This window comes from Rhodococcus sovatensis (assembly GCF_037327425.1).
Classification (GTDB): Bacteria; Actinomycetota; Actinomycetes; order Mycobacteriales; family Mycobacteriaceae; genus Rhodococcoides; species Rhodococcoides sovatense.
The window spans coordinates 2,767,415-2,791,640 of the sequence record NZ_CP147846.1 but is presented as its reverse complement, the minus strand read 5'-3'; the positions used below and the strand labels follow the sequence as shown (position 1 = coordinate 2,791,640).

The 24,226-nt window shown below is 64.0% G+C and carries 24 protein-coding genes; 11 read left to right on the top strand and 13 right to left on the bottom strand.

The window, feature by feature from the left end:
* Positions 1-70 precede the first annotated feature (70 nt).
* Genes WDS16_RS13045 through WDS16_RS13025 form a run of 5 tightly spaced genes read right to left on the bottom strand, consistent with a single transcriptional unit; the run spans position 71 to position 5,739 of the window.
* Positions 71-502 carry a SufE family protein gene (locus tag WDS16_RS13045; protein ID WP_338893052.1) on the bottom strand — a complete coding sequence of 144 codons (432 nt, stop codon included), beginning with the start codon at positions 500-502 and terminating at the stop codon, positions 71-73.
* Positions 503-506: 4 nt separating this feature from the next.
* Complete coding sequence (locus tag WDS16_RS13040) at positions 507-1,403, bottom strand: sulfurtransferase (RefSeq protein WP_338893051.1); 897 nt, start codon at positions 1,401-1,403, stop codon at positions 507-509.
* Between the two features lie 48 nt (positions 1,404-1,451).
* Positions 1,452-2,849, bottom strand: a complete 1,398-nt coding sequence (locus tag WDS16_RS13035; protein ID WP_338893050.1) for a condensation domain-containing protein — start codon at positions 2,847-2,849, stop codon at positions 1,452-1,454.
* The gene (locus tag WDS16_RS13030; RefSeq protein ID WP_338893049.1) at positions 2,850-4,283 is read right to left on the bottom strand and encodes a condensation domain-containing protein; all 1,434 of its coding nucleotides are present in this window, start codon (positions 4,281-4,283) and stop codon (positions 2,850-2,852) included.
* A gap of 16 nt (positions 4,284-4,299) precedes the next feature.
* The gene (locus WDS16_RS13025; protein ID WP_338893048.1) at positions 4,300-5,739 is read right to left on the bottom strand and encodes a condensation domain-containing protein; all 1,440 of its coding nucleotides are present in this window, start codon (positions 5,737-5,739) and stop codon (positions 4,300-4,302) included.
* Between the two features lie 579 nt (positions 5,740-6,318).
* Between WDS16_RS13025 and WDS16_RS13020 the strand changes: the two genes are divergently transcribed.
* Positions 6,319-7,674 (top strand): hypothetical protein, encoded by a 1,356-nt coding sequence (locus WDS16_RS13020; protein WP_338893047.1) that lies wholly within the window; start codon positions 6,319-6,321, stop codon positions 7,672-7,674.
* Here WDS16_RS13020 and WDS16_RS13015 read toward each other — a convergent pair.
* Positions 7,659-8,945 (bottom strand): glycosyltransferase, encoded by a 1,287-nt coding sequence (locus WDS16_RS13015; protein WP_338893046.1) that lies wholly within the window; start codon positions 8,943-8,945, stop codon positions 7,659-7,661. The two genes, WDS16_RS13020 and WDS16_RS13015, sit on opposite strands and share 16 nt — an antisense overlap.
* Before the next feature lie 150 nt (positions 8,946-9,095).
* Here WDS16_RS13015 and WDS16_RS13010 point away from each other — a divergent pair, with 150 nt between their 5' ends.
* Positions 9,096-10,424, top strand: a complete 1,329-nt coding sequence (locus tag WDS16_RS13010) for a hypothetical protein (RefSeq protein ID WP_338893045.1) — start codon at positions 9,096-9,098, stop codon at positions 10,422-10,424.
* Positions 10,425-10,487: 63 nt separating this feature from the next.
* Positions 10,488-10,934 carry a flavodoxin domain-containing protein gene (locus WDS16_RS13005; RefSeq protein WP_338893044.1) on the top strand — a complete coding sequence of 149 codons (447 nt, stop codon included), beginning with the start codon at positions 10,488-10,490 and terminating at the stop codon, positions 10,932-10,934.
* Here WDS16_RS13005 and WDS16_RS13000 read toward each other — a convergent pair.
* The 3 genes from WDS16_RS13000 to WDS16_RS12990 are packed head-to-tail and all read right to left on the bottom strand — an operon-like array spanning position 10,920 to position 13,500.
* A complete protein-coding gene (locus tag WDS16_RS13000; RefSeq protein ID WP_338893043.1) occupies positions 10,920-11,540 on the bottom strand; it encodes a nucleoside triphosphate pyrophosphatase in 621 nt (206 codons plus the stop codon). The genes WDS16_RS13005 and WDS16_RS13000 overlap by 15 nt on opposite strands.
* Before the next feature lie 8 nt (positions 11,541-11,548).
* Positions 11,549-11,863 carry an acyl-CoA carboxylase subunit epsilon gene (locus WDS16_RS12995; protein WP_338893042.1) on the bottom strand — a complete coding sequence of 105 codons (315 nt, stop codon included), beginning with the start codon at positions 11,861-11,863 and terminating at the stop codon, positions 11,549-11,551.
* Positions 11,860-13,500: an acyl-CoA carboxylase subunit beta gene (locus WDS16_RS12990; RefSeq protein ID WP_338893041.1), complete on the bottom strand. Its 1,641-nt coding sequence runs from the start codon at positions 13,498-13,500 to the stop codon at positions 11,860-11,862. The genes WDS16_RS12995 and WDS16_RS12990 overlap by 4 nt, the downstream gene beginning before the upstream one ends.
* 159 nt (positions 13,501-13,659) lie before the next feature.
* Here WDS16_RS12990 and WDS16_RS12985 point away from each other — a divergent pair, with 159 nt between their 5' ends.
* Complete coding sequence (locus WDS16_RS12985; RefSeq protein ID WP_338893039.1) at positions 13,660-14,496, top strand: biotin--[acetyl-CoA-carboxylase] ligase; 837 nt, start codon at positions 13,660-13,662, stop codon at positions 14,494-14,496.
* Here WDS16_RS12985 and WDS16_RS12980 read toward each other — a convergent pair.
* A complete protein-coding gene (locus WDS16_RS12980; protein ID WP_338893038.1) occupies positions 14,490-14,903 on the bottom strand; it encodes a DUF7144 family membrane protein in 414 nt (137 codons plus the stop codon). The two genes, WDS16_RS12985 and WDS16_RS12980, sit on opposite strands and share 7 nt — an antisense overlap.
* 225 nt (positions 14,904-15,128) lie before the next feature.
* On the opposite strand from WDS16_RS12980, the gene WDS16_RS12975 reads away from it, so the two are divergent.
* From WDS16_RS12975 to WDS16_RS12960, 4 genes are read left to right on the top strand one after another with little or no spacing between them, the layout of a single operon-like run.
* Entirely contained in the window at positions 15,129-16,289 is a 1,161-nt protein-coding gene (locus tag WDS16_RS12975; RefSeq protein ID WP_338893419.1) for an AI-2E family transporter, read from the top strand.
* Positions 16,290-16,313: 24 nt separating this feature from the next.
* Positions 16,314-16,901 (top strand): PH domain-containing protein, encoded by a 588-nt coding sequence (locus WDS16_RS12970; protein ID WP_338893037.1) that lies wholly within the window; start codon positions 16,314-16,316, stop codon positions 16,899-16,901.
* 40 nt (positions 16,902-16,941) lie between these two features.
* On the top strand, positions 16,942-17,622 hold the full coding sequence (locus WDS16_RS12965; protein WP_338893036.1) for a response regulator transcription factor: 681 nt from the start codon (positions 16,942-16,944) through the stop codon (positions 17,620-17,622).
* Positions 17,623-17,634: 12 nt separating this feature from the next.
* Complete coding sequence (locus WDS16_RS12960) at positions 17,635-18,957, top strand: HAMP domain-containing sensor histidine kinase (RefSeq protein WP_338893035.1); 1,323 nt, start codon at positions 17,635-17,637, stop codon at positions 18,955-18,957.
* Here WDS16_RS12960 and WDS16_RS12955 read toward each other — a convergent pair.
* Positions 18,954-19,517 (bottom strand): GtrA family protein, encoded by a 564-nt coding sequence (locus tag WDS16_RS12955; protein WP_338893034.1) that lies wholly within the window; start codon positions 19,515-19,517, stop codon positions 18,954-18,956. The genes WDS16_RS12960 and WDS16_RS12955 overlap by 4 nt on opposite strands.
* A 115-nt stretch (positions 19,518-19,632) precedes the next feature.
* On the opposite strand from WDS16_RS12955, the gene WDS16_RS12950 reads away from it, so the two are divergent.
* From WDS16_RS12950 to WDS16_RS12940, 3 genes are read left to right on the top strand one after another with little or no spacing between them, the layout of a single operon-like run.
* On the top strand, positions 19,633-20,922 hold the full coding sequence (locus tag WDS16_RS12950) for a 5-(carboxyamino)imidazole ribonucleotide synthase (RefSeq protein WP_338893033.1): 1,290 nt from the start codon (positions 19,633-19,635) through the stop codon (positions 20,920-20,922).
* Positions 20,919-21,452, top strand: a complete 534-nt coding sequence (gene purE, locus WDS16_RS12945) for a 5-(carboxyamino)imidazole ribonucleotide mutase (RefSeq protein ID WP_338893032.1) — start codon at positions 20,919-20,921, stop codon at positions 21,450-21,452. The genes WDS16_RS12950 and purE overlap by 4 nt, the downstream gene beginning before the upstream one ends.
* A gap of 38 nt (positions 21,453-21,490) precedes the next feature.
* The gene (locus WDS16_RS12940; RefSeq protein ID WP_338893031.1) at positions 21,491-21,856 is read left to right on the top strand and encodes a hypothetical protein; all 366 of its coding nucleotides are present in this window, start codon (positions 21,491-21,493) and stop codon (positions 21,854-21,856) included.
* Here the strand turns inward: WDS16_RS12940 and WDS16_RS12935 are convergent.
* Entirely contained in the window at positions 21,853-22,560 is a 708-nt protein-coding gene (locus tag WDS16_RS12935; protein ID WP_338893030.1) for a TIGR03089 family protein, read from the bottom strand. The two genes, WDS16_RS12940 and WDS16_RS12935, sit on opposite strands and share 4 nt — an antisense overlap.
* 32 nt (positions 22,561-22,592) lie before the next feature.
* Complete coding sequence (locus WDS16_RS12930) at positions 22,593-24,095, bottom strand: LCP family protein (protein WP_422395792.1); 1,503 nt, start codon at positions 24,093-24,095, stop codon at positions 22,593-22,595.
* Between the last annotated feature and the right edge of the window lie 131 nt (positions 24,096-24,226).

The window sequence follows — 24,226 nt, the reverse complement described above, 5'->3', positions numbered from 1 at the left end:
AGTGTACCGAGTGGTAGGTGTATCGATCAAGACGAGCAGTTTCCGCTGGTCGAAGCGTTCGCGGAGGCGGCTACCGCAGATGTCGCTTGATGCGCGCCAGCATCGCCGACATGCCTCGGAGCCGGAGAGGGCTGACTACATCGCCGAGACCGAGGTCCAGGTAGAAGTCGTCCGGGACTGCGAGGATGTCCTGAGCGCTGTGCCCGTCGAGTCCCTGGTGGAGGATCGACGCGAATCCCCGGGTCGTCGGTGCTTCCGGCGGAGCGCTGAAGTACAGCTGCACGCCATCTCTGTCGCCGGAATCGACCGACAGGAACAGTGGAGACTGGCATTCGGGTACCGGCTCCATCGCGGCCTGCTCCAGGTGCGACGGTAATTCAGGCAGTTCGCGGCTGAACTCGAGCAGAAGCTGGAGCTTGTCCTGCCCAGTGACCGCGGCGAAGTCCTCGACGATTTCGGCGAGGGACTCCGGCAACTGCGCCGTGCTCCCAGTGTCCGTCATGGTTCTACTGCGTTTTCGGAGCGTCGCCGGGCTCCTCGCCTCGGACGATCGGAACTCGGACCGCGTTGCCCCACTCGGTCCACGACCCGTCGTAGTTTCGCACCGAGTCGTGGCCGAGGAGGTGTGTCAGCACGAACCAGGTGTGGCTCGAGCGCTCGCCGATACGGCAGTAGGCAATAACCTTCTCGTTCGCGACGACGTCGCCGTAGATGTCGTCGAGTTCGGCGCGAGAGCGGAAACGCCCGTCCGGAGCGGCAGCTTTTGCCCACGGGATGCTCGTGGCGGTTGGGATGTGGCCACCGCGAAGCGCGCCTTCTTCGGGGTAATCGGGCATGTGCGTGCGCTCGCCGGTGTACTCCGCAGGCGATCGCACGTCTACGAGGGGAATTGTGCCGAGGCTGGACAGAACGTCCGCGGCAAATGCACGAATCGGTGCGTCGTCACGTTCGACGACCGGGTAATCGGTGGCCGGGTACTCGGGGACATCGAGCGTCGTGTCTCGGTTCTCGGCGAGCCACGCGTCGCGGCCGCCGTCGAGCAGCCGGACGTCTTCGTGTCCGAAGAGAGTGAACACCCAGAGCGCATATGCTGCCCACCAGTTGCTCTTGTCTCCGTAGATGACAACGGTGTCCGTGCGCGAAATGCCCTTGCGGCTCAGGAGCGCTGCAAACTGCTCGCCGTCGATGTAGTCGCGTGTGACGGGATCATTGAGGTCGAGATGCCAATCGATCTTGACTGCCCCGGGGACGTGACCGACGTCGTACAGGAGCACGTCCTCATCCGACTCGACGACCTTGAGGCCGGGAGTTCCCAGGTGTGCGGACAGCCACTGCGTGGACACCAGGCGATCCGGATGTGCGAAATCGCCGAACGAGGGGGTGGGGTCTGCTGCTATGGGCACTTCTTCTTCGCTCCTACATGGGATCGATTCGAGCTGACTGTAACGATCCTATGCGTTCGGTCCGACGAGCGAAGCCTCACTCGAATACGCCGTAGCTCCGACTTCCTGCCGGATCACCGCGGCAAGCGCCAGCGCGAAGCTCTCGATGATCGCGTGGCCCTGGGGTGTGTCGGGGAAGCGTGAGCGCAGTGCCAAGCCGTCGCATGTTCGCGAGACCCAGAATTGGGCATCGTCGGCGGTGGTGACGTTGCTGATGTGGTGGGCGTTGCGGTCGTCGGCGTCTGCCCCCGGCAAGGTGCGGTAATCGATGTAGGAAATCATGAACACGTCCTGCCGAGGCCGTGAGAACTGCTCGCCCAGTGCTCGAAGTACGTGCGGAATCGGCACAGCAGCCAGGGGCAGTGCCGCTCGAAAGGACGTGTGCGCGGAGGTGAGTGTGTCGGCGAACGTGTCACCGACTACGACGCTCATCGGCGCGTTGGTCGTGAACCATCCCAGTGCGTGCGCATACTCGGCGGCCCGGCGAGTATGCAGTGGAAACAACAGGGAAAAGACCTGAGGGCCGCCCATTTCCGCTGCGGCGGTTGCAGCCGCCGCAACGATCGCCGAGAACACTCCTGCTCCGAGGCCACGACACAGTCGTTCGAACAGGGCGGCGTCCTCCGCCGTCGCGAGCGCGTGAATCGTCGTTGCCTGAGGTGCCTGATCGCCTAGGGCCACACCGAGATCGAATGGAAACGCAGGAGTGCGTCCGCCGCACCCGTCCACGAAGTCGGACCAGGCGAGAATTCGAGGATCGGACGACGCAACTTCGGGCGCCTGCGCTTCGGCTGCGCAGTACTCCACGAAACTCCCGACGCTGTCCAGTTCAGGGACAGTGCCCGCTCGGCGAGCCTGGTAGAGGGTCGTGATCTCCTCGGCAGCGACCGTCATCGACAGTGCGTCGACGTGGGCGTGATCGAAGCCGCACACGACGGTTGCACGATCCGGGCGATCCACCGCGGCAAAGGAATACGACGGTCGTTGCGCGGGATGGCAGAGCTCGTTCAGCCGCGAGCGGAGGTGGGCGCTGACACGGGTGGAGTCGGTGATCGTCGTGGCGCTCGGTCGACCGATCCGCAGCTCGTGCGGCCCGTGGACTCGCCGGTGGATCTCGCCGCCGGAGGCATGGAATGTCGTACGCAACGCGGCGTGGCGCTCGATGAATGTAGTGAAAGACCAGGTGAGCGCATCGACGTCGAGGGGGCCCTCGACGTCGAACGCGGTGGCGATCCACACCGCTCCGGTTGGGACTGCTTCGTTCGACGCGTCGAGTGTGGAGGACAGATGGAAGGTTTGATTGAACGACGGAGGAATCGTCGACGGTTCGCCGGCCCCCAGGTGTACCGGCCACTCGAGGTATGTACCCGGCGCGGTACGGAACTCGGTGATCGAAGTTACGCGCATCTAGTGATGCTCGATCGTCTCGGGCACTCTAATTGCGTAGTCGCCCTCGCGGGCAACTGTTTCCAAAACTGTCTGAAGGTGCGAGTGGTACCGAGCCACCGATTCGTCTGCGACATCGTTGTCGGGCACCTGCGCAACGAGATACAGATGATCGGCATCGCGGTTGATCCACATCGACGCGTTCGACGTCCGTCCTTCGCCGGTGAAGTGCTCACCGCGCGCGTCGGCCGGCCGCCCAACCCCGGGGAACCAACGAAAATCGATGTAGGACAACATGTTGGGACTCACCGCGAGTTCGCTTCCCAGTGTCCCGTCCGCAGCGAGTGCTCCGAGGACGGCGTGCACGGGCGCAGCCGCGATGTGTTTGGCGTCTTCGAAACCGTCGTGTGCCTTGGCTGCGACGGTCGAGAACGAGTCGGTGCCGCCGACCTCGAATGCCACCGGTGCGAAGTTGACGAACCAGCCCTGCGACTGACCGTAGTCACCGAGGTGTCGGGTGCTGAGCACGGTGATTCCGAAGTAGTCCGCTCGTCCGGCCAGTTCGTAGTCGGTGATTCCTACCGCAGCGAACACGCCGCTGCTGATCCGTGCGCCCGCGGCTTTGCACGCCCGATCGAGCGCGGCGGTGGCGTCCGCGTCCAGGAGATGCCGTTCGACAATTCGTACTGGGCCGCGCTCGCCCTCCGCGAGGCCGAGATCGAGCGGGAAGCGTGGCATCTTGCCGTCGTTCTTGTCGAAAATCCGCTTCCACGCCCTGATTTCAGGCGAGTCCGGGCCGTAGGTAGCCGCCCTCGCACGTTCCTCGACGGCGTAGTCGAGGTGGCTTCCAGCGTGCGCCGGTGTCGGCGCGTCCTCACCGATTTCGAGGGCGTACAGGTCCGCCAGTTCACTGATGACCAACGCCTGCGATCCGCCGTCCGTGAACGCATGGTCGGCACCGTAGTACAGGGTGAAGCTCTCGGCGCGTTCGATCGCGCCCACGACGAATCCCGGCCAGTCGAACGCTGTCGCCTCGGCCGAGAAGCGTCCGCGCACATAGGTCTGGAACTCCGCGTCGAGGCTGAACGTGCCCACCTCGCTCGGAGCGAACGATGCTGCCTCTATCGGCACGAGGCGACGAGTCACAAGACCGTCCTCGACCTCGAACCAGCACCGCAGCCCCTCGTGCCGTAGCACGTATGCAGCGATCGCCCGGGACAGCGCGTCACGATCGAGCGACCCGTCTATCTCGGTGGCGACACCGGTGTAGGCATGGTGTTCGTCGCCGCGGGCCGCCGCTGCGGCGGCGGCCACGAGATGGTCCTCCTGCAGAAACGACGGTGGAGCCGGATGCACCGGTGCTTTGAGCGCGGCGTCGAGTGCCGGCTGAACTGGGTGCCACTCCAGCAGTCGGCCCGGCTTCGGCGTCCAGTTGCCGAGTGCAGTAATGATCATCGTTGAACCTCCGGCTCTAGTGTCGACTCGCTCCGGCGGCCGCGACCAACGAATCTACCGATTCGGCGGGCTCGGAGATGACGGTCGTCATCACTGAGACGAACTCGGTGATGAAGCGGTGCACGTTGGTTGTCGAGACATCGGTACTGGGAAAGCGGGCCGAGATGTTGAGCCCTTGCAGCGTGCGGTTGATCCAGAAGTAGACCTCGTTCTCGGCATGGCACTCGCTGCGCAGCGCTCGCCCCTTGCGGGCCTGCCACTCCTCGCCGTCGGGCAGGAACCGTAGATCTATGTAGGAGACGACGAAGCGTGGGATTTCGGTCGAGGACAACAACGATGCGACCCGCGAGTACGGGACGGCTGCGAGGCCTTTGTAGCGATTCGATCCGACCGCGGCGCAGTCGATCGCCTCGGCGAACGTTCGGGCGTTCTCCAGCCGAATCTCCATCGGGAGGATCCCGACGTACCAACCGACGCTCGCGGCCCACTTCTCGGCGTAGCGGGTGTGCATGGGCATGATGGTCCGGAAAGTCCCCTCGCCGGTCAGCCGAGCATTGACGAGTGCAAGTGCGGCAAGTATTCCCGACTGCATGTTCTGGCCGGCGTCGCGGCAGACAGCGTTGAATCGCGTGACCTGCTCGGTGGTGAGCAACCACGACGACACGCTGCTCTGACGCGTTGCGAGATCGGTGGCAGCCGACGAATCCGTCGCGCTGATCGGGAGTGGGAACGCGGGAAAGCGGCCGTCCTCCTCGGCGAGGAAATCCCTCCACGCAACAACTGCCTCGTGGTCGGTGGTCAGGGACTCGCCGAGAGCGCGCTCGGTAGCCGAGAAATCGACGTAGCTACCCACCTCGGGAAGCGCGTGTTCGGTGCCGTCCAGCGCATATGCGTACAGCCGATCGAGCTCGTTGATCGCGTAGATCTGGCTGTAGGCGTCCATTACGGAGTGGTCGGCCGCGAAGATCACCAGGAACTTGTCCTGTTGCGGCGCGCTCGCCGCGATGTGTGGTTCGGGGACCACTGTGGCCATCACGAAGTGGGGCCACAGGGTGGGCGATACGACATCGGCGAACCAGGACTCGAGGTGCTCGAATACCTGAGATTCGCTTCGGGTCTTCTGCTCATGCCGGGTGTCGACGCGCACAGCGTCCGCAGGGACCGTGAACCGTCGCCAGGTCCCTGACGTGGGGTCGGGTTCGACGCGGGTGCGGAACGCTTCATGGCGTTCCACGTAACTGAGAATGGTTCGACGCATGGCCTCTGCGTCGTAGCGGCGGTGAATCTCGAACACGGTGCCGATCCAGGATCCGTCGTTGCCGCGACTGCAATGATCTTCATGCGTGAACGAGACGCCGCGAGGGTCCTCGGCCCAGGCCGAGTCGGCCACGGCAGGTACCCACTCGGTGAGCTTTCCTGCAGGTAGCGGGTAGTCGGCCAGTTCGGTGTATTCCATTGAATGTATCCAATTCCGAGCTCGGCCAGCGGCGACTGGCAACATGGTGGACGATTCGTGCTGCAGCTCTCGATCAGCGACGTGCAGGCGCCGTCTCGAGAGCGTGACTGCGCACTGGTTGACACTGCACTGTGTACCTGTAACGCACAAACGGCTACCGGCGCAGCCATTGCCCCCGGTATTGGTTTCGATAATTACAGTAGGTCGAATCGGCAGGTAATTCGCTATGCAAAAAAGTGTTGTTGATCACCAGGCACCGTCTTGACGGGGGTCGTTGATCATGATTGTCGGAGTCGTCCGGATCGAGGTGTCAATGAATAGCGTTGCAGTGCAATTAGTATCGAGATTTCTGAGTCGAGTTGCGAAACGGGGACCAGGGTGCATCGTCGGCCGACGGGGGGCGGTCGACCTTGCCCCTAGTCGTCATTCTTATGGCCTGTCACACACTTCGTAAACGGACCAATCCGTACGGACTGCAGCTTCGAATAAGACCAATTCGCATGTGACTACTCGAAACCTGGATTTAATCTCCGTGTTAACAAAACCGCGCTATATAGGCTTTTGTAGTACATTTTTCGCATGACCCGAATTGGATTTGCGGATCACTTATTCCTGCGAATGCACCACGGAATCGGCAAGCCCGTCTTCAATCAGTTTCTGTGGCTGCTCGATACTGCCGTTTCGGGCGATGAGCTGGAAGAACTACGAACGAACCTATCGGAAGGGTTGTTGGCGCGCAGGGTCGAATCCCCGACCTTGCCGACCGCCCGGCATCGGTGGGTCACGTCTGCAGTGTCCCTTCCGCTCGAGCTGGCCTCATCGCCGATTCCCTCGGACGCCGTGCTGTGCTGGGCGGAACAGCGGGTCGTCGAGGACCTCGACCCAGAGGCCGGCGTCGGCTGGCAGCTTGCTGCCGCACCGATGTCTGGAGGGGGGATGGTGGTGTCTCTCGCATGCTCGCACATGGTCGCCGACGGTGCCGCCATGGTCGAGGCCATTCGGCGAGCGAATTCCGGCAACAGGGGGGTCGACTCGCGCGATCTGGGCGAGGGCCCATCGCTCTTCGGCGGAATCATCGAAGATCTCGCCGACACCGTGGGTGAGGTGAAGCCGATCATGAAGTGGGTCGCCGACAGGGTGGTCGCTACCGCGACGTCCGCCTTCTCCTCGAGCAAAGACCCCGCGCCCGGATCGGGACGGATCGATCCGCCCAGGCGTCAGGATGCAGATCCGGTCGTGGGCCCGTGGAGGCCGCCGTACGTGGTGGTCGAGTGTTCCGCTACCGAATGGAAGGCTGCGGCGGCAGAGTGGGGTGGAACGTCCAACTCCTTGTTCATAGCCGTGATGACGGCAATATCAGAGGCGCTCGGCCGTGCGATGCCGGGGGACGTGCTGCGGTGGTCGCTCCCATACAGCGACCGCGACCCGCTCGACATCGATTCCAACTCGACCAAGATCATTCCGGTTCGGGTGCCGGTGGCCGAGCGTCAGGACCAAGATCTCACGCGTATCAGGAAAGCGAGCAAAGCCGCATTCACGGACTTCGCTGCACGTCAAAAGGCTGGCGTCTCATCGCAGGCAATACCGCTGTCGCTCGTCCAGATGCTGCCCGACGCGGTGGTCGCGAGGCTTCCGATGCCGTCCGACGGAGCCGAGGGGCTGTGCTCGAACCTCGGAGAGCTACCCGAGGACTTCATCACGATCGGTGGAGTTCGGGCTCGTAGCGTCGCGGCGCGCGCAACATACGCGGGAGCGGACGCGGAGTTCGCGCGAACGCTCGGTGGCGGTTCGACCGCGTGGGCAACTGAAACCGACGAAGCGATCACGATCACAGTGCACGGCATGGATCCCGATCGCATGGTCACGGACAACGCCGTGCGCGATGTCGTCGCGGACGTTCTGCTGCGATGGGAGATCACTCACCGCTTCTGGTGAGTGACCCCCTCGATCAGGTCTGCGGCAGCCTGTAGCGAATCGCTGGCCGGGGTCATCGAATCGGCAAGTTCTGCCGCCCTCGAAGCGGTGTCGGTTCGAAGCAGTGTGGCGATTCCCGAGGCCAGGGTGTCTGTGGTGAGTGTCGTGAACTTGGCGGACGTTCCCGCACCCGTTCTGGTCAGCGCGGCCCCCCAGAAGGGCTGGTCGGCACTGAACCAGCACGTCATCGTCGGCAGTCCGGCTCGAATGCTCGCTGCAGTCGTTCCCGCGCCGCCGTGATGAATTGCCGCTCGGCACAACGGGAACAGAGTGGCGTGGTCCACCGGGCCCACCGTGGCGACGGCGGCGGTCGGGTCCATGAATTCATCGAGAGCGCTCCAGCCGGAACTGACAACGGCCCGGTGCCCGCCGCTGCGGCAGACGTCCTCGATCATGTCCATCAACGCGGGTGGATCCTGCACCGGCATACTGCCGAATCCGAAGTACAGCGGTGGCGGGCCCTCGTCGATCCACCGACGCAGCGGTGAATCGCAGGTTGATTCGGGGGCCGAAGTTGTTGTCGCCGCAGATAGTTCGAGGAATCCAACGAACGGTCTTCGCTTGCCCCACTCCTGGGACAGGCCGGGGAAGAACGAGCTGTCGTAGGCTTGGATTTCGATCCCGCCGTACCGGGCGATCCTCGTCGACAGCGGCTGCGATGCAGCGGGAAGCCCAAGTGCGGTGCGCTGGCTGTTCTCTCGATTCTTCATCGATCGCCAACGCAACGACTCCAGGATGCGCCACGTGCCACGATTGACGATCCCAGGCAACTCCCTGCCCGGGAGGACCGACACAGAGCCGTTCGACCTGAGTGGGCAGTAGTGCAGTGCGAAAAACGGAATCGACAGGGCTTCAGCGCAATTGAAGGTCATTTCTTGGCCGAGGGTGCCAGCAACGGCCGCGTCGGCACCGACCGACATCTGTGACAGCTGCTCGGTCATGTCATCCCAACCGAAGTTGGCGAGCTCGGCGAGGGCGGCCGTCCGAACGCGCGGATTTCGTGACTTGATTCGGGTCCTCACCAGATCCGATTCGAGAAGGGCCTGTGTGTCCGGCCCGAACGAGACGATGGAGATACCGGAGGCGGATGCCGTCGCAGCTGTGGCGAACGTCACCAGGTTCGGGGGTGCTCCGAATACGACTTCGTGTCCGCGCCCGGCGAGTTCGATTCCGAGTGCCAATCCGGGCGCTATGTCCCCCCGGCTACCGGTGAACGGCAGTACAAACTTCATTGGTGAACTCCTCAGCCCGCACTCCGTCGCCCGAATGCAACCTACATCATGACCGGCTGGTGCGCGTAACACGAACGGACACAGTGATGTTTGTCGGAAGACGCCTGCGTAGCAGGCGATATCGAGTAGATCTCCGTTACGCTCGTCCGCGTGAGTAGATTGACGTACGACGACGACCTGTTTCTACGAATGGAGTGCGTCCTCGACGTTCCCGTCGTCAATCAGATCGTGTGGCGGTTCGATGAACCGATCACGCGTGAATCCCTGCGTGCGATGTGGGAGAACCTCCGCGACGGTCCGATCAACCGAACCGTGGAACGGGTGCGCTTCCCCGGTGCTCGTGACACATGGACCAGGGCCGGGGCGTCGCTACCGCTCGAGCTCGACGACAGGGTGCTCGGCGCGAGCGAGCTCGCCGATTGGATGGAGAATCGTGCCGCCGTTCGGCTCGATCCGGAGAACGGGCCGGTGTGGCAGCTCGCCTACGCCGATACCGACGGTGGTGGCTCGGTGGTCTCGCTCGTCGCCTCACATGTCGTAGGCGATGGAGGGGCGCTGACCTCTTCGGCAATTGCCGCCGTGCGTGGACCAGGAGACCCCGAGGACTTTCGGTCGGCGTGGGACGCCCCGAGACCAGGAGACATCTCCGACGCAGCCGGACAGATCGGCGCCGCAGCGCTCGGGACGGTGCGCGCACTCGGAAGGGGCGCCCGCGATGCGCTGAGACGGCCCACGAAGGACAAGACAACAGCGAGCATTCCGGTCGCGCCAGTTCACCCGACTCGGTTCGGAGAATTCGCCCCTAGCACCGTGGTGGTCGACTGCCCCACCGAGCAGTGGACGGCCGCTGCGGCGTCGGCGGGAGGCAGCGCCAACAGCCTGCTGGTAGCAGTGGCGATGGGGGTCCTTACGGCAAGCGGCCGGGTGCACGAATCCGACGCTGTCAAAGTCTCGCTGCCGGTGAGTACCCGCGTCACCGGAGATCTGCGAGCAAACGCGACTTCGGGAGTGTCCATTCAAGTCGAGGGAGGCGGCGGCTATCGACGCGACCTCGGGGACATCAGGCGCGCGAGCAAGGATGCGTTCACGACTCTTGCCGATTCCAGCCTCTCGACGACGTTCGAACTGACAAAGCCGCTCATGCAGATGCTGCCCGACGCAATCGTCGCCAGGGCGGCCAAGTCGGCAACGGCTCCGTTGTGCTTGTGCTCGAACCTCGGCAATCGGGGAAGTGCCCTGCGTTCGTTGGGTGGCGTCGACGCACGCTCGGTCGCCATGCGGTCGATCACTCAGCAGACCACAGCCGAACTGCTGCGTCGCACGAAGGGTGGGGTGAGCGTCTGGTGGAACACCTCGGGCGCCACGGCGACTCTGTGCGTTACCGGACTCGATCCCGATCTATTTCCGAGCAGGGAACACCTGTGCACGCTGATCGCCGACGAATACGACAGGTGGGAGCTGACTCCAACGTTCTGGTGAGGCTATGCTCATTCACCGATTCAGCACCGAGGGTGCGGCACCAAGCGAAAAGGGGAAGTGGACATGGCAGTAGTCGTGTTGTTCGGTTCGGAGACCGGTACCGCCGAGGAAGTTGCGGACAAGATCGCCGACGTGCTGGCGGACCATGACGCCGAGGTTCGCGACATGCTCGAGTACGAGGTTTCCGAGATCGACACCGACGACTTTCACGTCATCATCTGCTCGACCTACGGGGATGGCGAACTCCCCACGGGAGCGGCACCGTTCTACGACGCGCTCGTGGAAGATGCGCCCGATCTGACCGGGCTCAAGTTCGCACTGTTCGGGCTCGGCGACCGCGTGTACGAGGATACGTTCAACCGCGGGGGCGAGATCATTGCCGAGAAGCTGGTGGAACTCGGCGCCGAGCAGATTCACGAGCACGCCCGGCACGACAGCTCGTCGAACATCAAGCCCAAAGCGCAAGCCGAGGAGTGGGCCCGCGAGCTGACCGGATTACTGGTCGGCTGACCACACATCCGACATCGAGATACCGACGTCGGCCAGCAATCGGCGGACGAGGGGGAGACCGATTCCGATGACGCTGGACGGATCGCCCTCGATCCGATCGACGAACCATCCTCCGAGCCCGTCCAGCGTGAACGCGCCCGCGACTTCGAGCGGCTCTCCCGACGCCAGATAGGCCTCGATGTCGGGCTGGGACGGTTCGGCGAAGTGAACGGTGGTGGTGCTGCACTCCGCCGCCGTCGCGACAGTTCGCCCGCCGCTGACTCGGAGCACGGCGTGGCCGGTCAGCAAGTCACCGGAACGGCCTGCCATCGACGCCCAGCGTCGCCGTGCCACGTCGACGCTGTGCGGCTTGCCCTGCAATTCGCCGCCGATCGACAGCATCGAATCGCAGCCTACGACGACGGCGTCGTCGAACTCGTGGGCAACGGCTTCTGCCTTCGCTCGGGCCAGAGACCGGACGACGTCCTCGGGCGACGGCGAGGCCCCGAGAGCCGCTGTCAGAGCATCTTCGTCCACACCGGACACTCGCACCGCGGGTTCGACTCCTGCGGCCCGCAGCACCCCAAGGCGGGCCGGTGACGCAGATGCGAGAACGAAGAGGGGCACGCGTGCGATCAGAAGCGGTTGGTCGCTGCGTACGAGTACGGCGAGAACGGCGTGAACGTGCGGTGCATCGACACAGGCGTTCCCCACAGTTCGGAAGGCCGCGTATCCGTGACTGGACTCGCAGCCGACGCAGCAGCTGTCAGTACGGCTACGAGTGCCGCAATCTCCTCGTCGGAGGGATTGCCCTTCACGACGCGGATCGCATCGCGCAACTGCGCCTGTACGGCCTCGTCTGTCGATGCCGACTCGTCGAATGCATCGAAGTCGGTGTCGGCGAGTTCTGCCGCGATGTCTGTATCCCTCGAAATCGCTTCGGCGCTCATAGTGGGATGTTTCCGTGCTTCTTGGGTGGCAGGGTGACTTGTTTGCGTTCGAGCAGGCGTAGTGCGGAGACGATTTGTCCGCGGGTGTGGGACGGGGGGATGACGGCGTCGAGGTAGCCGCGTTCGGCTGCGACGTAGGGGCCCACGAGGGTGTCTTCGTATTCCTGCTGGAGTTTCAACCGCAGTGCGTCGACGTCTTCACCGTTCTTGGCGGCTTCGAGGAGTTGTTTGCGGTAGACGAACCCGACAGCGCCGGAGGCGCCCATGACGGCGATCTGCGCGGTCGGCCAGGCCAGGTTCACATCGGCGCCCATGTGTTTGGATCCCATGACGTCGTAGGCGCCGCCGTAGGCCTTGCGGGTGATGACGGTGATCTTGCCGACGGTGGCTTCGCCGTAGGCGTAGAGCAGTTTCGCGCCGCGGCGGATGATGCCGCCAAATTCTTGGCCGGTGCCGGGGAGGAATCCGGGGACGTCGACGAGGGTGATGATGGGGACGTTGAAGGCATCGCAGGTGCGGACGAATCGTGCGGCTTTTTCGGAGGCGTCGATGTCGAGGGTGCCGGCGAATTGGGTCGGCTGGTTGGCCACGATCCCGACGGAGCGGCCGTCGATGCGGCCGAAGCCGACGATGATGTTGCGGGCGCGGCCTTCTTGGACTTCGAGGAATTCGTCGTCGTCGAGGATGCGGCGGATGACCTCGTGCATGTCGTAGGGGGTGTTCGGGGAGTCCGGGATCAGGGTGTCGAGTTCGAGGTCCTCGTCGGTGAGGTTGTCGGCGATGGCGCCGTCGATCGGATCCGACGGGATGGTGCGCGGGGCGGCTGCGCGGTTGTTCGAGGGTAGGTAGCTCAGCAGGTCGCGGACGTAGTCGAGGGCGTCTTGTTCGCCGGAGGCGACGTAGTGCGCGACGCCGGATTTCTCCATGTGGGTGTGGGCGCCGCCGAGTTCTTCCATGGTGACGTTTTCGCCGGTGACGGTTTTGATGACGTCGGGGCCGGTGACGAACATCTGGGAGGTGCCATCGACCATGACGACGAAGTCGGTCAAGGCGGGTGAGTAGACGTGTCCACCTGCCGCGGGTCCCATGATCAGGGAGATCTGTGGGATGACGCCGGAGGCTTGGACGTTGCGGTGGAAGATTTCGCCGTACAGCCCGAGGGAGACGACGCCTTCCTGGATGCGGGCGCCGGCGCCTTCGTTGATGCCGACGAGGGGGCGGCCGGTTTTGATGGCCAGGTCCATGACCTTGACGATTTTTTCGCCGTAGATTTCGCCGAGGGAGCCGCCGAAGACGGTGGCGTCCTGGGAGAAGATGCATACATCTCGGCCGTCGATGGTGCCGTAGCCGGTGACGACACCGTCCCCGAAGGGGCGGTTGTCGGCCATCCCGAAGTTCTGGCTGCGGTGGCGGGCCAGGGCGTCCATTTCCACGAAGGACCCGTCGTCGAGCAGTGCCGTGATGCGTTCGCGAGCGGTGAGCTTGCCCTTGGCGTGCACTTTGTCGATCGCGGCTTCGCCGGACGGTGCCATTGCCGCCTCGCGGCGATTACGCAGATCGGCAAGCTTGCCCGCCGTGGTGTGAATATCGGGCTTCTCTGCCGAATTCTGCGCAGTCGGATCCTGAACACTGGTCATGGGCAAACACTTTAACCACGGGTGTGATGCGCGTCCCGACCCAGGGGCGCGTAGGACCAGCCGTTGTCGGCTTCACCAGCCGGTACTGCGCACCTACTAGCCGGTACCGTTCGGCGTCGACTCGGAGCTCCACGCGAGCAGCCCATATGCTCGTTGTTCATGTGGACCAATCTTGATCGTCCCCCGCTCGACCTCGCTGCACTTCGGCGCGCACTCGTCGACGGGCCCCAGGCATCCTGGTCCAGGTTCGACGTCGTCGAGTCGACGGGGTCCACGAACGCAGACCTGATCGCGCAGGCCGACGGGTTGGCCGACCGCACCGCGCTCGTCGCCGAGCATCAGGACAGCGGACGTGGCAGGCACGCCAGACCGTTCTCGGGACCACCGAGGTCACAACTGCTGCTGTCGGTCCTGGTCCGCTTCCCGGGCATCGACCCGGCCGTACTCGGATGGCTGCCCTTGTTGGCGGGGGTGGCCGTCGTCGATGCCCTGCGCACCGTCGCTGCGGTCGACGCGGCATTGAAGTGGCCCAACGACGTCTTGATCGAGGGTCGAAAGGTTGCGGGCATCCTCGCCGAGGTCGCGCAACACGGTTCCGCGCCGACTGTCGTCGTCGGTATCGGGTTGAACGTGTCCTTGTCAGAGTCGGAGCTGCCAGTCCCGACTGCCACGTCGCTGGTGCTCGAGAAGGCTGCGGTCGTCGATCGAGACACGCTTCTACGGGCGATACTGCGTGGAATCGGTGCGGAGATCGACTCGTGGCGAAACTCGAACTGGAACACCGAGCAACTCGCGAATCGATACCGTGAGCGCTGCGACACGATCGGCCGCGGCGTGCGCGTCGAACTGCCGGGCGAGAAGCAGATCCTCGGTGATGCAACCGACGTCGACAATCAGGGGCGCATCGTAGTGCGCGACGGCAACACCGGGGAACTGATCGCGGTCGCGGCCGGCGACGTGACGCACCTTCGTGCGATCGATCCCGGCCATCACTGAGCCCGTGTCGGCTCCCACGTGGCGACCGCCCAGATGACGATGAGATCGATGGCGATGATCAAGATCGACCACAGCGGGTAGTACGGCAGCCACAGAAAATTGGCGACGATCGACAAGGATGCGACGACGATCGCCACGAGACGTGCCCACGTGGCCCCTGACATCAGTCCGATACCCGCCAACAGCAGCAGGACGCCGACGACGAGATGAACCCATCCCCAGGTCTCGACGCTGAACTCGTAGGTGTAGTTGTAGCCGACGACCAGAAGGTCGTCCTTGGCGATCGCAGCGATGCCTTGAAAGATGGACAGAATCCCTGCGGTCAGCAGGATGATCGACGCTGCGATTGCGCCACCGAATGCGAACCCTTGGTGCCCCGAACCGGTCGTACCCGTACGTGTAGTCATCTCTCGTGCCCCTTTCCGAGACGTCCAGTGTCGAACCCGCGCAGTACGCGCACATCATCCGTAGCGGATGATGTGCGCGCCCTCCGCGCGGTGCGAGCGTTGTAGGTCCTAGCAGACTGTGTGAGGGGGCCGCGCGCCGTGCACGAGTCGAACGAAGTGCCCGGAGCTGATCCGGCCCAGATCGAACGACACGACGCCCACACTGTCGCCGAACCGGTTGAGGCAGTGCCTTCCTCGTGGTCGCTTCCGCGTGGAGTGATCGTGTTGATCGGCCTGGCCTGCCTGGTGGTTGCAGTCGCAGGAACTCGGGCATTCGCGTCCGTAATCGGCCCGACATTCCTGGCGCTGATGCTCACTGTCGCTGTGCATCCGCTTCCGGAATGGTTGCGGCGCAAAGGAGTTCCCGCGTGGATCGCGACGCTGATCGCTATTGCCGCGGTGTACGCAATCCTGTTGTCGTTGGTGTTCGCTCTCGTGTTGTCCACGGCGCGACTGGCGACGCTGCTACCGACCTATTCGGACGATTTCGATCGGTTGCTCGCCAGTGTGCAGAGTTTTTTGGCAGACAACGGTGTAGGGCCCGATCAGATCCAGGGGCTGTTGTCCGACCTCGACGCAGGAACGGTGTTCGGTCTGGTCGACGGACTCCTCGTAGGCGTGCTCGGAGTGTTCTCGAATCTGTTGTTCGTGCTTGTGCTGGCTCTGTTCATGGCGGTCGACGGCAGTTCCTACTCTGCGCGATTGACCACTCTCGTCCGGACTCGGAGCGACATCGCGAACGCGTTCACCTCGTTCTCCGCGGGAACGAGGAAGTACCTCGTCGTCTCGACGATCTTCGGTCTCATTGTCGCTGTGATCGACACAGGAGCGTTGTGGGCGTTGGGGATTCCGCTGCCGGTGCTGTGGGGGTTGCTTGCGTTCATCACCAACTACATACCGAACGTCGGCTTCGTACTCGGCCTTGTTCCACCTGCACTACTCGCATTGCTCCAAGGTGGGCCGACACTGATGATCACGGTGATCGTCGTGTACAGCGTCGTCAACGTGGTGATCCAATCGATCATCCAACCCAAGTTCGTCGGCGACGCCGTCGGTCTGTCCGTCACGCTCACGTTCTTGTCCTTGGTCTTCTGGGCCTGGGTGCTCGGACCGCTCGGCGCGGTGCTTGCGATTCCGCTCACTCTGATGGCGAAGGCTCTTCTGGTCGACATCGATCCGGCGACGCGTTGGGCGGACGTCCTGCTCTCCGATGGGTCGCCGTCGAAATTGTCGCCACCACCACCGCAATCATCGCAACCGTCGCCCCAGCCGCCTCCGGGCGACGCCGAGAACCGTGCGGAGGGTGACGGTGACGAAGTCGTGGCAGGATCGCCTGACAAGATGTGAGGTTCCGGTCGAGGAGTGAGACGTATGGGCTATCCGCAGGATGCGCTGGCGGACGAGGAAGAGCTGTTACTGCATCATCACCCACACTGGAAGATGCTGGTGTTGCCCGCGCTGACATTCATCCTCACCACCGCGGTGGCGGGGTTCCTCGTCGGCCTGATCTCGGCCCGGCTCGACGGTTCCAGTGCGACGATCACCACGATCGTCGTTGCTCTTGTGTGGGCAATCGTCGTCGGGTGGCGATGCGTTGCGCCGCTGATCAGTTGGAAATGCACGCACTTCATCGTCACCGATCGCCGGGTGCTCATCCGGCAGGGTGTCATCACCCATTCGGGTATCGACATCCCGATGGGCCGCATCAGCAACGTTCAGTTCCGCCACGGTTTGGTGGACCGCATGCTGCGCACCGGCACCTTGATCATCGCGTCGGCGTCCGACGATCCACTCGAGTTCGACGACATACCGCGTGTCCAACGAGTTCACTCACTGCTCTACCAGCAGGTGTTCGACTCGATGGAGGTCAGGCGCGCAGGTCCCGATGCTTTCGGCAGCACCGAGGTCTCTGATTCCGACGGCGCTCGACCCGGCTGGCGGGCCGGCCGGCGGAGGTAATCTATGTTCCTTCACAGATTCGGACCGTAGGCTCCTCTTCGTGACCGACGTGCTGCTTGCCGAAGACGACGAAGCCATTGCCGCTCCACTCTCTCGTGCCCTGGGCCGTGAGGGCTACACCGTGACGGTCGAGCAGACCGGGCCGGCCGCGCTGCAACGTGCGTTGGACGGCAATTACGACTTGCTGATTCTCGATCTCGGGCTTCCGGGGATGGATGGTCTCGAGGTCTGTCGGCAGGTGCGTGCCAACAGTTCCGAGCTGGCTGTCCTGATGCTCACCGCCCGCACCGATGAAGTCGACTTCGTGGTCGGCCTGGATGCCGGTGCCGACGATTACGTCGGAAAGCCGTTCCGGCTGGCCGAGTTGATGGCGCGTGTTCGCGCGTTGCTTCGGCGGCGCGGGCCAGGGGAGGACGGTCCGATCGAGGTCGGTGGAATCCGCATGGAACCCGCAGCCCGACGCGTGCTCGTCAACGGCAACGAGATCTCGCTGGCCAACAAGGAATACGAGCTCCTGAAAGTGCTGCTCGATCATGCCGGGCAGGTCGTGTCCCGCGACACCATCCTCCGCGAGGTGTGGGGTGACGCAGAGCTGCGAGGATCCAAGACACTCGACATGCACATGTCGTGGCTTCGCCGAAAGATCGGCGACGAAGGGTCGGTGGCCGAGCGTCGGATCGCCACGGTCCGGGGAGTCGGGTTCCGGATCAACAGCGACTGAGGCGACAAGAAAGTGCGCCGACGCATTCTCCAGTCGATTCTTGCCGTGGTGATCCTGACCGCGCTCCTCCTCGGTCTTCCACTGATGTACACCGCGTGGCTGTGGGTCGAGGACTTCACTCGGGACGATCTACAGCGCCGACTCGATCGCATGGCGTCGGAAATCCTCTCTCAAGAGGGCGATATGGGGATGGTCATCGGTGATCTCGATATCGGTTCGCTGAGGCTGGCCATTCCTCAATCGGGCCGGCTCGTCGTCGTTTTTCCGACCCCGCAGGACGCGGCGTCGCGCGTCGATATCGGCGAACCGTTCGTTCCACAACCACTGGTGGAGTCGTTGTCGATGGGGACGTCGGGCTCGCTGCGTCTCGAAGTGCCGTCCGACGACATGCGCTCGCTACAGCGCCAGGCCGTGGGCGCGGTGGGACTCGTGGTGCTCGCTGCCATCCTTGCGGGAACCGCTGTGGCCGTTCTGACCGCCAAACGGCTGGCCGATCCACTCCAAGATGTCGCCCGACGCGCGGCGCGGCTTGCCGAAGGCGATTTCCGGCCCGATCCAACCCGCCACGGAATTGCTGAACTGGATCGGGTGTCGGAGGTTCTCGACTCGGCGACGGTCGAGATCGCAGGCAGGCTGCAACGAGAACACACTCTCGTCGCAGATGTGTCTCATCAGCTTCGCAGTCGACTCACGGCTGTTCGACTTCGATTGGACGAGCTGTCCACGCATCCGGACCCTGATGTAGTCGGAGAAGCCGACGAAGCGATGGCGCAGGTCGATCGGTTGACGCTGGCCATAGACGAGTTGGTTCGCTCGTCCCGCAGCGACGGATCCGCCGGTGCCGAGGAGGTGCCCGTAGTAGCCGAGTTGGCGGGTTTGATCTCCGAGTGGCAGCGCAACTTCGAGGACGTCGATCGAACGCTGGTGCTCACAGGAGATAGCGCTGTCACAGCCTCGGTCACCGGTTCTCGGCTGCGTGAGGCGATATCCGTACTCGTCGACAACGCGTTGATGCACGGAGGTGGCACCTGTACGGTCTCGGTGCGCCTGATACCTGCCCTCGACACTGCGGAGCGGCGGCGCGAGCCATTGGCGTGTGTCGAAGTAGCGGACGAGGGCGCTGGTGTGAGCAACGAACTGGCGCCGCACATCTTCGATCGCGGTTTCTCCGGCGCAGGATCCACTGGCGTTGGTCTGGCGCTCGCCCGCGCTCTCGTCGAGGCGGACGGAGGACGACTGGAATTGCAACGGCGTCGCCCGGCCATGTTCTCGGTGTTTCTACCCGCGCTCCGTCACACGGGCACCTTCTCGCCTCGGGAGAGGGAGCCGCGCTAGCTGTGCCCGAGCTGCTCTTCGGCAGCCTCGGATTCGGTCGGCTCGAAGTCGGTCGAACCTGCCGCGGCGCCGCGCGCGTTCTCGTCGGGAAAAGCGAACTTTCGCAGGGCCCAGAACCGGAATGCCATCTGCATCAGGTTGCCGATGATGTAATTCAGGACGAAGTCCACGATCACCAGCATCGTAAGACTGTTGTGTCCCTCACGGATGTCGAAAATATTGTTCGCGATGAACAGCGGAGCTGCGGCGAGAATCACGCCGATGCCGCTGATGGTGAAGAACAGCAGTGCCTCGTGGTGCCGCTCACGGCCACCACGGTTCTTGAACGCCCATTCACGGTTGAGGATGTAGCTCAAGATCGTGGCCATCACGCCGGAGATGATCTTCGCGACGACGGGCTTGGGCTCGAGAATGGTGAGGCTGAGCGAGTAGAAGATCGCAAGGTCGAAGACCATGGTCGTGCCACCCACGATGGCAAATTTGATCAGTTCGCTATGACGAATCGCCAGCTCACGAATCGGGCCGGGGAGGCGATGGATCACGCTGTCGATCGAGGGCACAACGGAGAAGTCTACGAAACGTTGGTGCAATTCACGAACCGCCACGCAGATCATCAGTTTTCTCTCAGGCCGAGAGGGGCGGTACGGGTACTGGCGGCTGTCGAAGCTGTCGCGCATGACACGATATGAAGCCGTGACTGGTCCACATTCCCCTTCCGGTGCAGACAACCCGCCGCGGCCGAGCACGCCGCGTACCGCGACGAGCGGGATGCCCGTCGTCGCGATGATCGGGGGCGGTCAACTCGCCCGTATGACGCATCAGGCCGCGATCGCTCTCGGCCAGACGCTGCGCGTGCTGTCGGCGGGCTCCGACGAGCCTGCAGCGCAGGTCAGTGCCGACGTCGTGCTCGGGCATCACGACGATCTGAACGCGTTGCGCACGGTGGCAACCGGCTCCAATGCCGTCACGTTCGACCACGAACACGTGCCGACCGAGCATCTGGAGACCCTTGTCGCCGAGGGTGTCAACGTGCAGCCGCCGCCTAGCGCGTTGATCTTCGCGCAGGACAAGCTACGTATGCGCCGAAAGCTAGCCGAGCTCGGTATTCCCATACCGGACTTCGCCGAGGTCACCTGGGTGGGCGACGTCACCAAATTCGGCGATGACCACGGCTGGCCCGTCGTCGTCAAGTCGATCCGTGGTGGTTACGACGGTCGAGGCGTGTGGATGCCGAACGACGCGGACGAGGCGGAAGACATAGTCCGGCGTGAGCTCGATCGCGGAGTTCCGCTGATGGTCGAGGAGAAGGTCGATCTGCGGCGAGAGCTGTCGGCCATGGTCGGGCGCTCACCGTTCGGTCAGGGTGCGGCGTGGCCCGTCGTCGAAACAGTGCAGCGTGACGGCCAGTGCGCTGTCGTCATCGCGCCGGCGCCGGCGCTGGACGAGGACACGGCCATCGACGCCGAACGGATGGCACTCTCGCTTGCGGCCGAGCTGGGCGTCGTCGGCTCCATGGCGGTGGAACTGTTCGAAACGAACGACGGCAGAATTCTCGTCAACGAACTCGCCATGCGCCCACACAATTCAGGCCACTGGACGATGGACGGGTGCCGGACGTCGCAGTTCGAGCAGCATCTGCGAGCGGTGCTGGACTACCCGCTGGGCGATACGACACCACTGGCTCCGGTGACCGTGATGGCCAACATTCTCGGTGCAGCCGAAGCACCGACCATGAGCATGGACGAACGTCTGCACCACCTTTTCGCCCGAATGCCCGATGCCAAGGTGCACCTTTACGGCAAGGGGGAGCGCAAGGACCGCAAGATCGGTCACGTCAACGTGCTCGGTGGGGCCGGCAGCTCTGCTGACGGTGCGTACGTTGCCGCCGTGAGAGAGAAGGCCGAGCGCGCGGCGCATTGGATGTCGCACGCAGAATGGACCGACGGATGGGATCCACACGCATGAGCGAAACAGTGAGCGAAGCGCAGGCAGGGAAGCAGGGACCTCAGGTCGGCCTGATCATGGGGAGCGACTCCGATTGGCCGACGATGGAAGCTGCGGCCGAAGCGCTCGCCGAGTTCGGTGTGCGCTTCGAGGTCGGGGTCGTCTCGGCGCACCGAACGCCGCAGCGGATGCTCGACTATGCGTCCGGAGCGGCCGATCGCGGCCTGAAGGTGATCATCGCGGGGGCCGGGGGAGCAGCCCATCTGCCGGGCATGGTTGCGTCGGCGACGCCATTGCCGGTCATCGGCGTACCGGTTCCGTTGAAGTACCTCGACGGGATGGACTCGCTGCTGTCGATAGTCCAGATGCCTGCAGGCGTACCGGTGGCAACTGTGTCGATCGGCGGTGCCCGCAACGCCGGATTGCTCGCAGTTCGAATCCTCGGCGCATCCGACGCGGTCCTGAGGGAGCAGATGACGAGTTTTCAGGCAAGCTTGGAATCGATGGTGCTGGAGAAGGACGCAGCGCTGCGCGCGAAGCTGCTGGGCTAGTGCAACCACGGTAAGCGCGGTGACAACGGAGACCGACTATGCGCACACGCGTGCGGAGCGCCGCGCGGGGTAGATTTCAGGCGAAACTGGTGACGTACACCGCCCTGCTCTACGCGCGACTCTGGCGAGCCGACATCGCGTTCGATCCCGAGGTCCGGCTGTACGTCGCGTCCGGTATGCGCGGCGGATTCGGTCGCGGTGGGACGACGATCGGCGGCGTCTATCTCACCCGGAAGAACGTGTCCCGCGCCGTCCTGCGCCACGAAGCGGTTCATGCCGATCAGTGGGCGCGCTACGGACTCCTCTTCGCAGTGCGCTATCTCGTCGAGGAAAGCCGTCGGCCCGGCGCACAGAATCGGTACGAGATCGAAGCCGGCCTCGACGATGGCGGATACACGCGCTAGCCGAGAGTCTTCGTGACCTTCTCGGTGGCGATTCGCCGTTCCATTCTGCTCTCGTCGGGATCTGCAACTTGAACGAGCGATCCACCGGCGACCAACACGGACAACAATCCGTCGACGAGCTCCTCGGCGGTGTTCCACGGCAACGAGGACAGCACCCGATCACCGACGACAAGCGAGTGCGCTTCGGCGCGCGTACGTGCCGAGTCCAGGATCTCGTCGACGGATCGCCCTTCCAGCGCCGCCTGATGCCCGGACGGCCTGAACTGGTCGCCGTGTACTCGGACGGAGGTGGCGTAGTCGGTGACACCTACCGGCAGATCCGGTACCGGCTTTCCGAACGCGTCGAGTGACAGCGCGAGAATCTCGGGAACGTCGCCCGCCTCGTCGATGCGGCTTCCGTGCACAAGTGCGAGGTCGGCGGTCTCGTCGGCGCCGAGCACCACCTCTGCCCCGGCCCACCAAGCACCGAGCAGTACCGCGGCCGTCTGCCAATGCGCAGGCAGAAGCACGCTGACGCGGGCGCCAGGCTCGAGCCCGAGTTCGTCTCGTAGCAGGTTGGCGGTCTTGGCAGCCCAATTCGCGAGCGTCACCGTCGACACCTCGACTCGTTCACCGGTGCCGTCGTCGTAGTACGTCACTCGGGGACCGGCGGGATCGGTTGCCAGAATCGGATCGAGCAGTTCTTGCGTCAAAGTGGAGGCCACGACCGAACCCTATCGAACGAGTACGAGGGCGATCAGTTGACGCAGGCGGGACCGGTCGAACCTGCGTCGATCGGTGGAGCCGGCGACTCACCGCCCGATGCCACGAGTTCGGGTGTCGTGGTCGCGGCCGGCGCGCCGCCGACGCCCGGGCCCGAATAGTCGGCGGCGAGTACGACTCGAACAGTATTGTCCGCCAGGGTGTCGTCGGTGCTCACGTCGACGCCACCGAGCGCAGCGGCGACAGCCTTCGCCGCGTCGCTGTCCGGGTCGGCTGCCTGAATCGTCGTCGTGGACACCGACGTTCCCTCGTAGTTGCCGACGGTTCCGCCGGTGTACCCGAGTGCGCCGAGGGAATCGGCCACGCCGCTGGCCAAGCCGTCGATGCCGCTGTCGTTCGCGACGTCGACGGTCACCGAGGACGGGTCGACCTGAGGAGCATCAGTGGTCGGCGCCGCGTCCCTGTCGTCCGCAGAGCTGCTGTCTGCGGAGCCGTCCAACAGTCCTTCGACGTAGCGCTCGACGGCTGCGGGATCGACCTCGACGATGGACTCGCCGTAGTCGGTCACCCCGTTGATGTCTACCGCCGGAATCGTCTCGAACTTGACCTTTCCGCCTGCGAGATCCTGCAGTCTGGTGGCGAATTCCAGTATGTCCCAATCCGAATCGAGGACAACCGAACGTTGAACCGCACCGCTCAACTGATTCAGCGTGCTGGGATTGCTCAATGTCTTTGCGCTCAGAACGCTTCGAACGAGCGAGGCCATGAACACCTGCTGTCGCACGATTCGGTCCAGATCCCCGCGGGGAAGATCGTGTCGCTGCCGCACGAAGCTCAGTGCGTCGGCACCGGACAAGGTTTGTTCTCCCGCAGGGAAATTCGCGCCGGACAGTGGTTCGTCGACGGGGGCGTTGAGGCACACGTCCACGCCTCCGACCGCGTCGGTGAGCAACACGAAGCCGAGTAGGCCGACCTCGGCGTAGTGATCGACGGTGATGCCGGTGAGATCGGCGACGGACTGGATCAGCGCCTCACGCCCTGCTTCGGTGGACTGGCTCTCGGCGTCGGCGTCGGTGACGCCCTGCTCGACCAGCTCGAGTCGCTTGGTCTCCTTCGTGGCGCCGTACGCAGCATTGATCTTCGACATACCGATCCCCGGAACCTTCACGTAGGAATCACGAGGAATGGATATCGCGGTTGCCGAGGAGCCGTCGTTCGGCACCCGAATGAGCACGATCGTGTCGGTGTTCGAGGCGACCTCGTCGCCGGCACGCAGCGAATCGAGTTCTGCCTGAGAAAGGGCGTTGCCGTGCGCGTCGGTGCGGCTGTCGGTGCCGACCATCAAGATGTCGACTGCGCCGTCGGCACCGCCTCCGAGGCCGAGTCCACCGGCCGTGGCGATGTTGGAACGCAGGCTGTCGACACTGCGCCACGCGAACCCGGTGACCACCAGAACGAGCACGGCCAGCGAGGCGACGAGGATCTGAGGACCCCGCAGCGCGGTGACGCGGCGAGGGGTGGACGGTTCGCCGTCCACATTCGATGCCGGACGCGGGGTCCTCGAGGATGCGGGACGGGGGGAGGCGCGTCCGGTGGAAGCGCGTCCGCGACCGTCGTCGTCACGGCGGCGCCGGGCGCGAGTACCCCCATCGACGTTCGCATCACCGC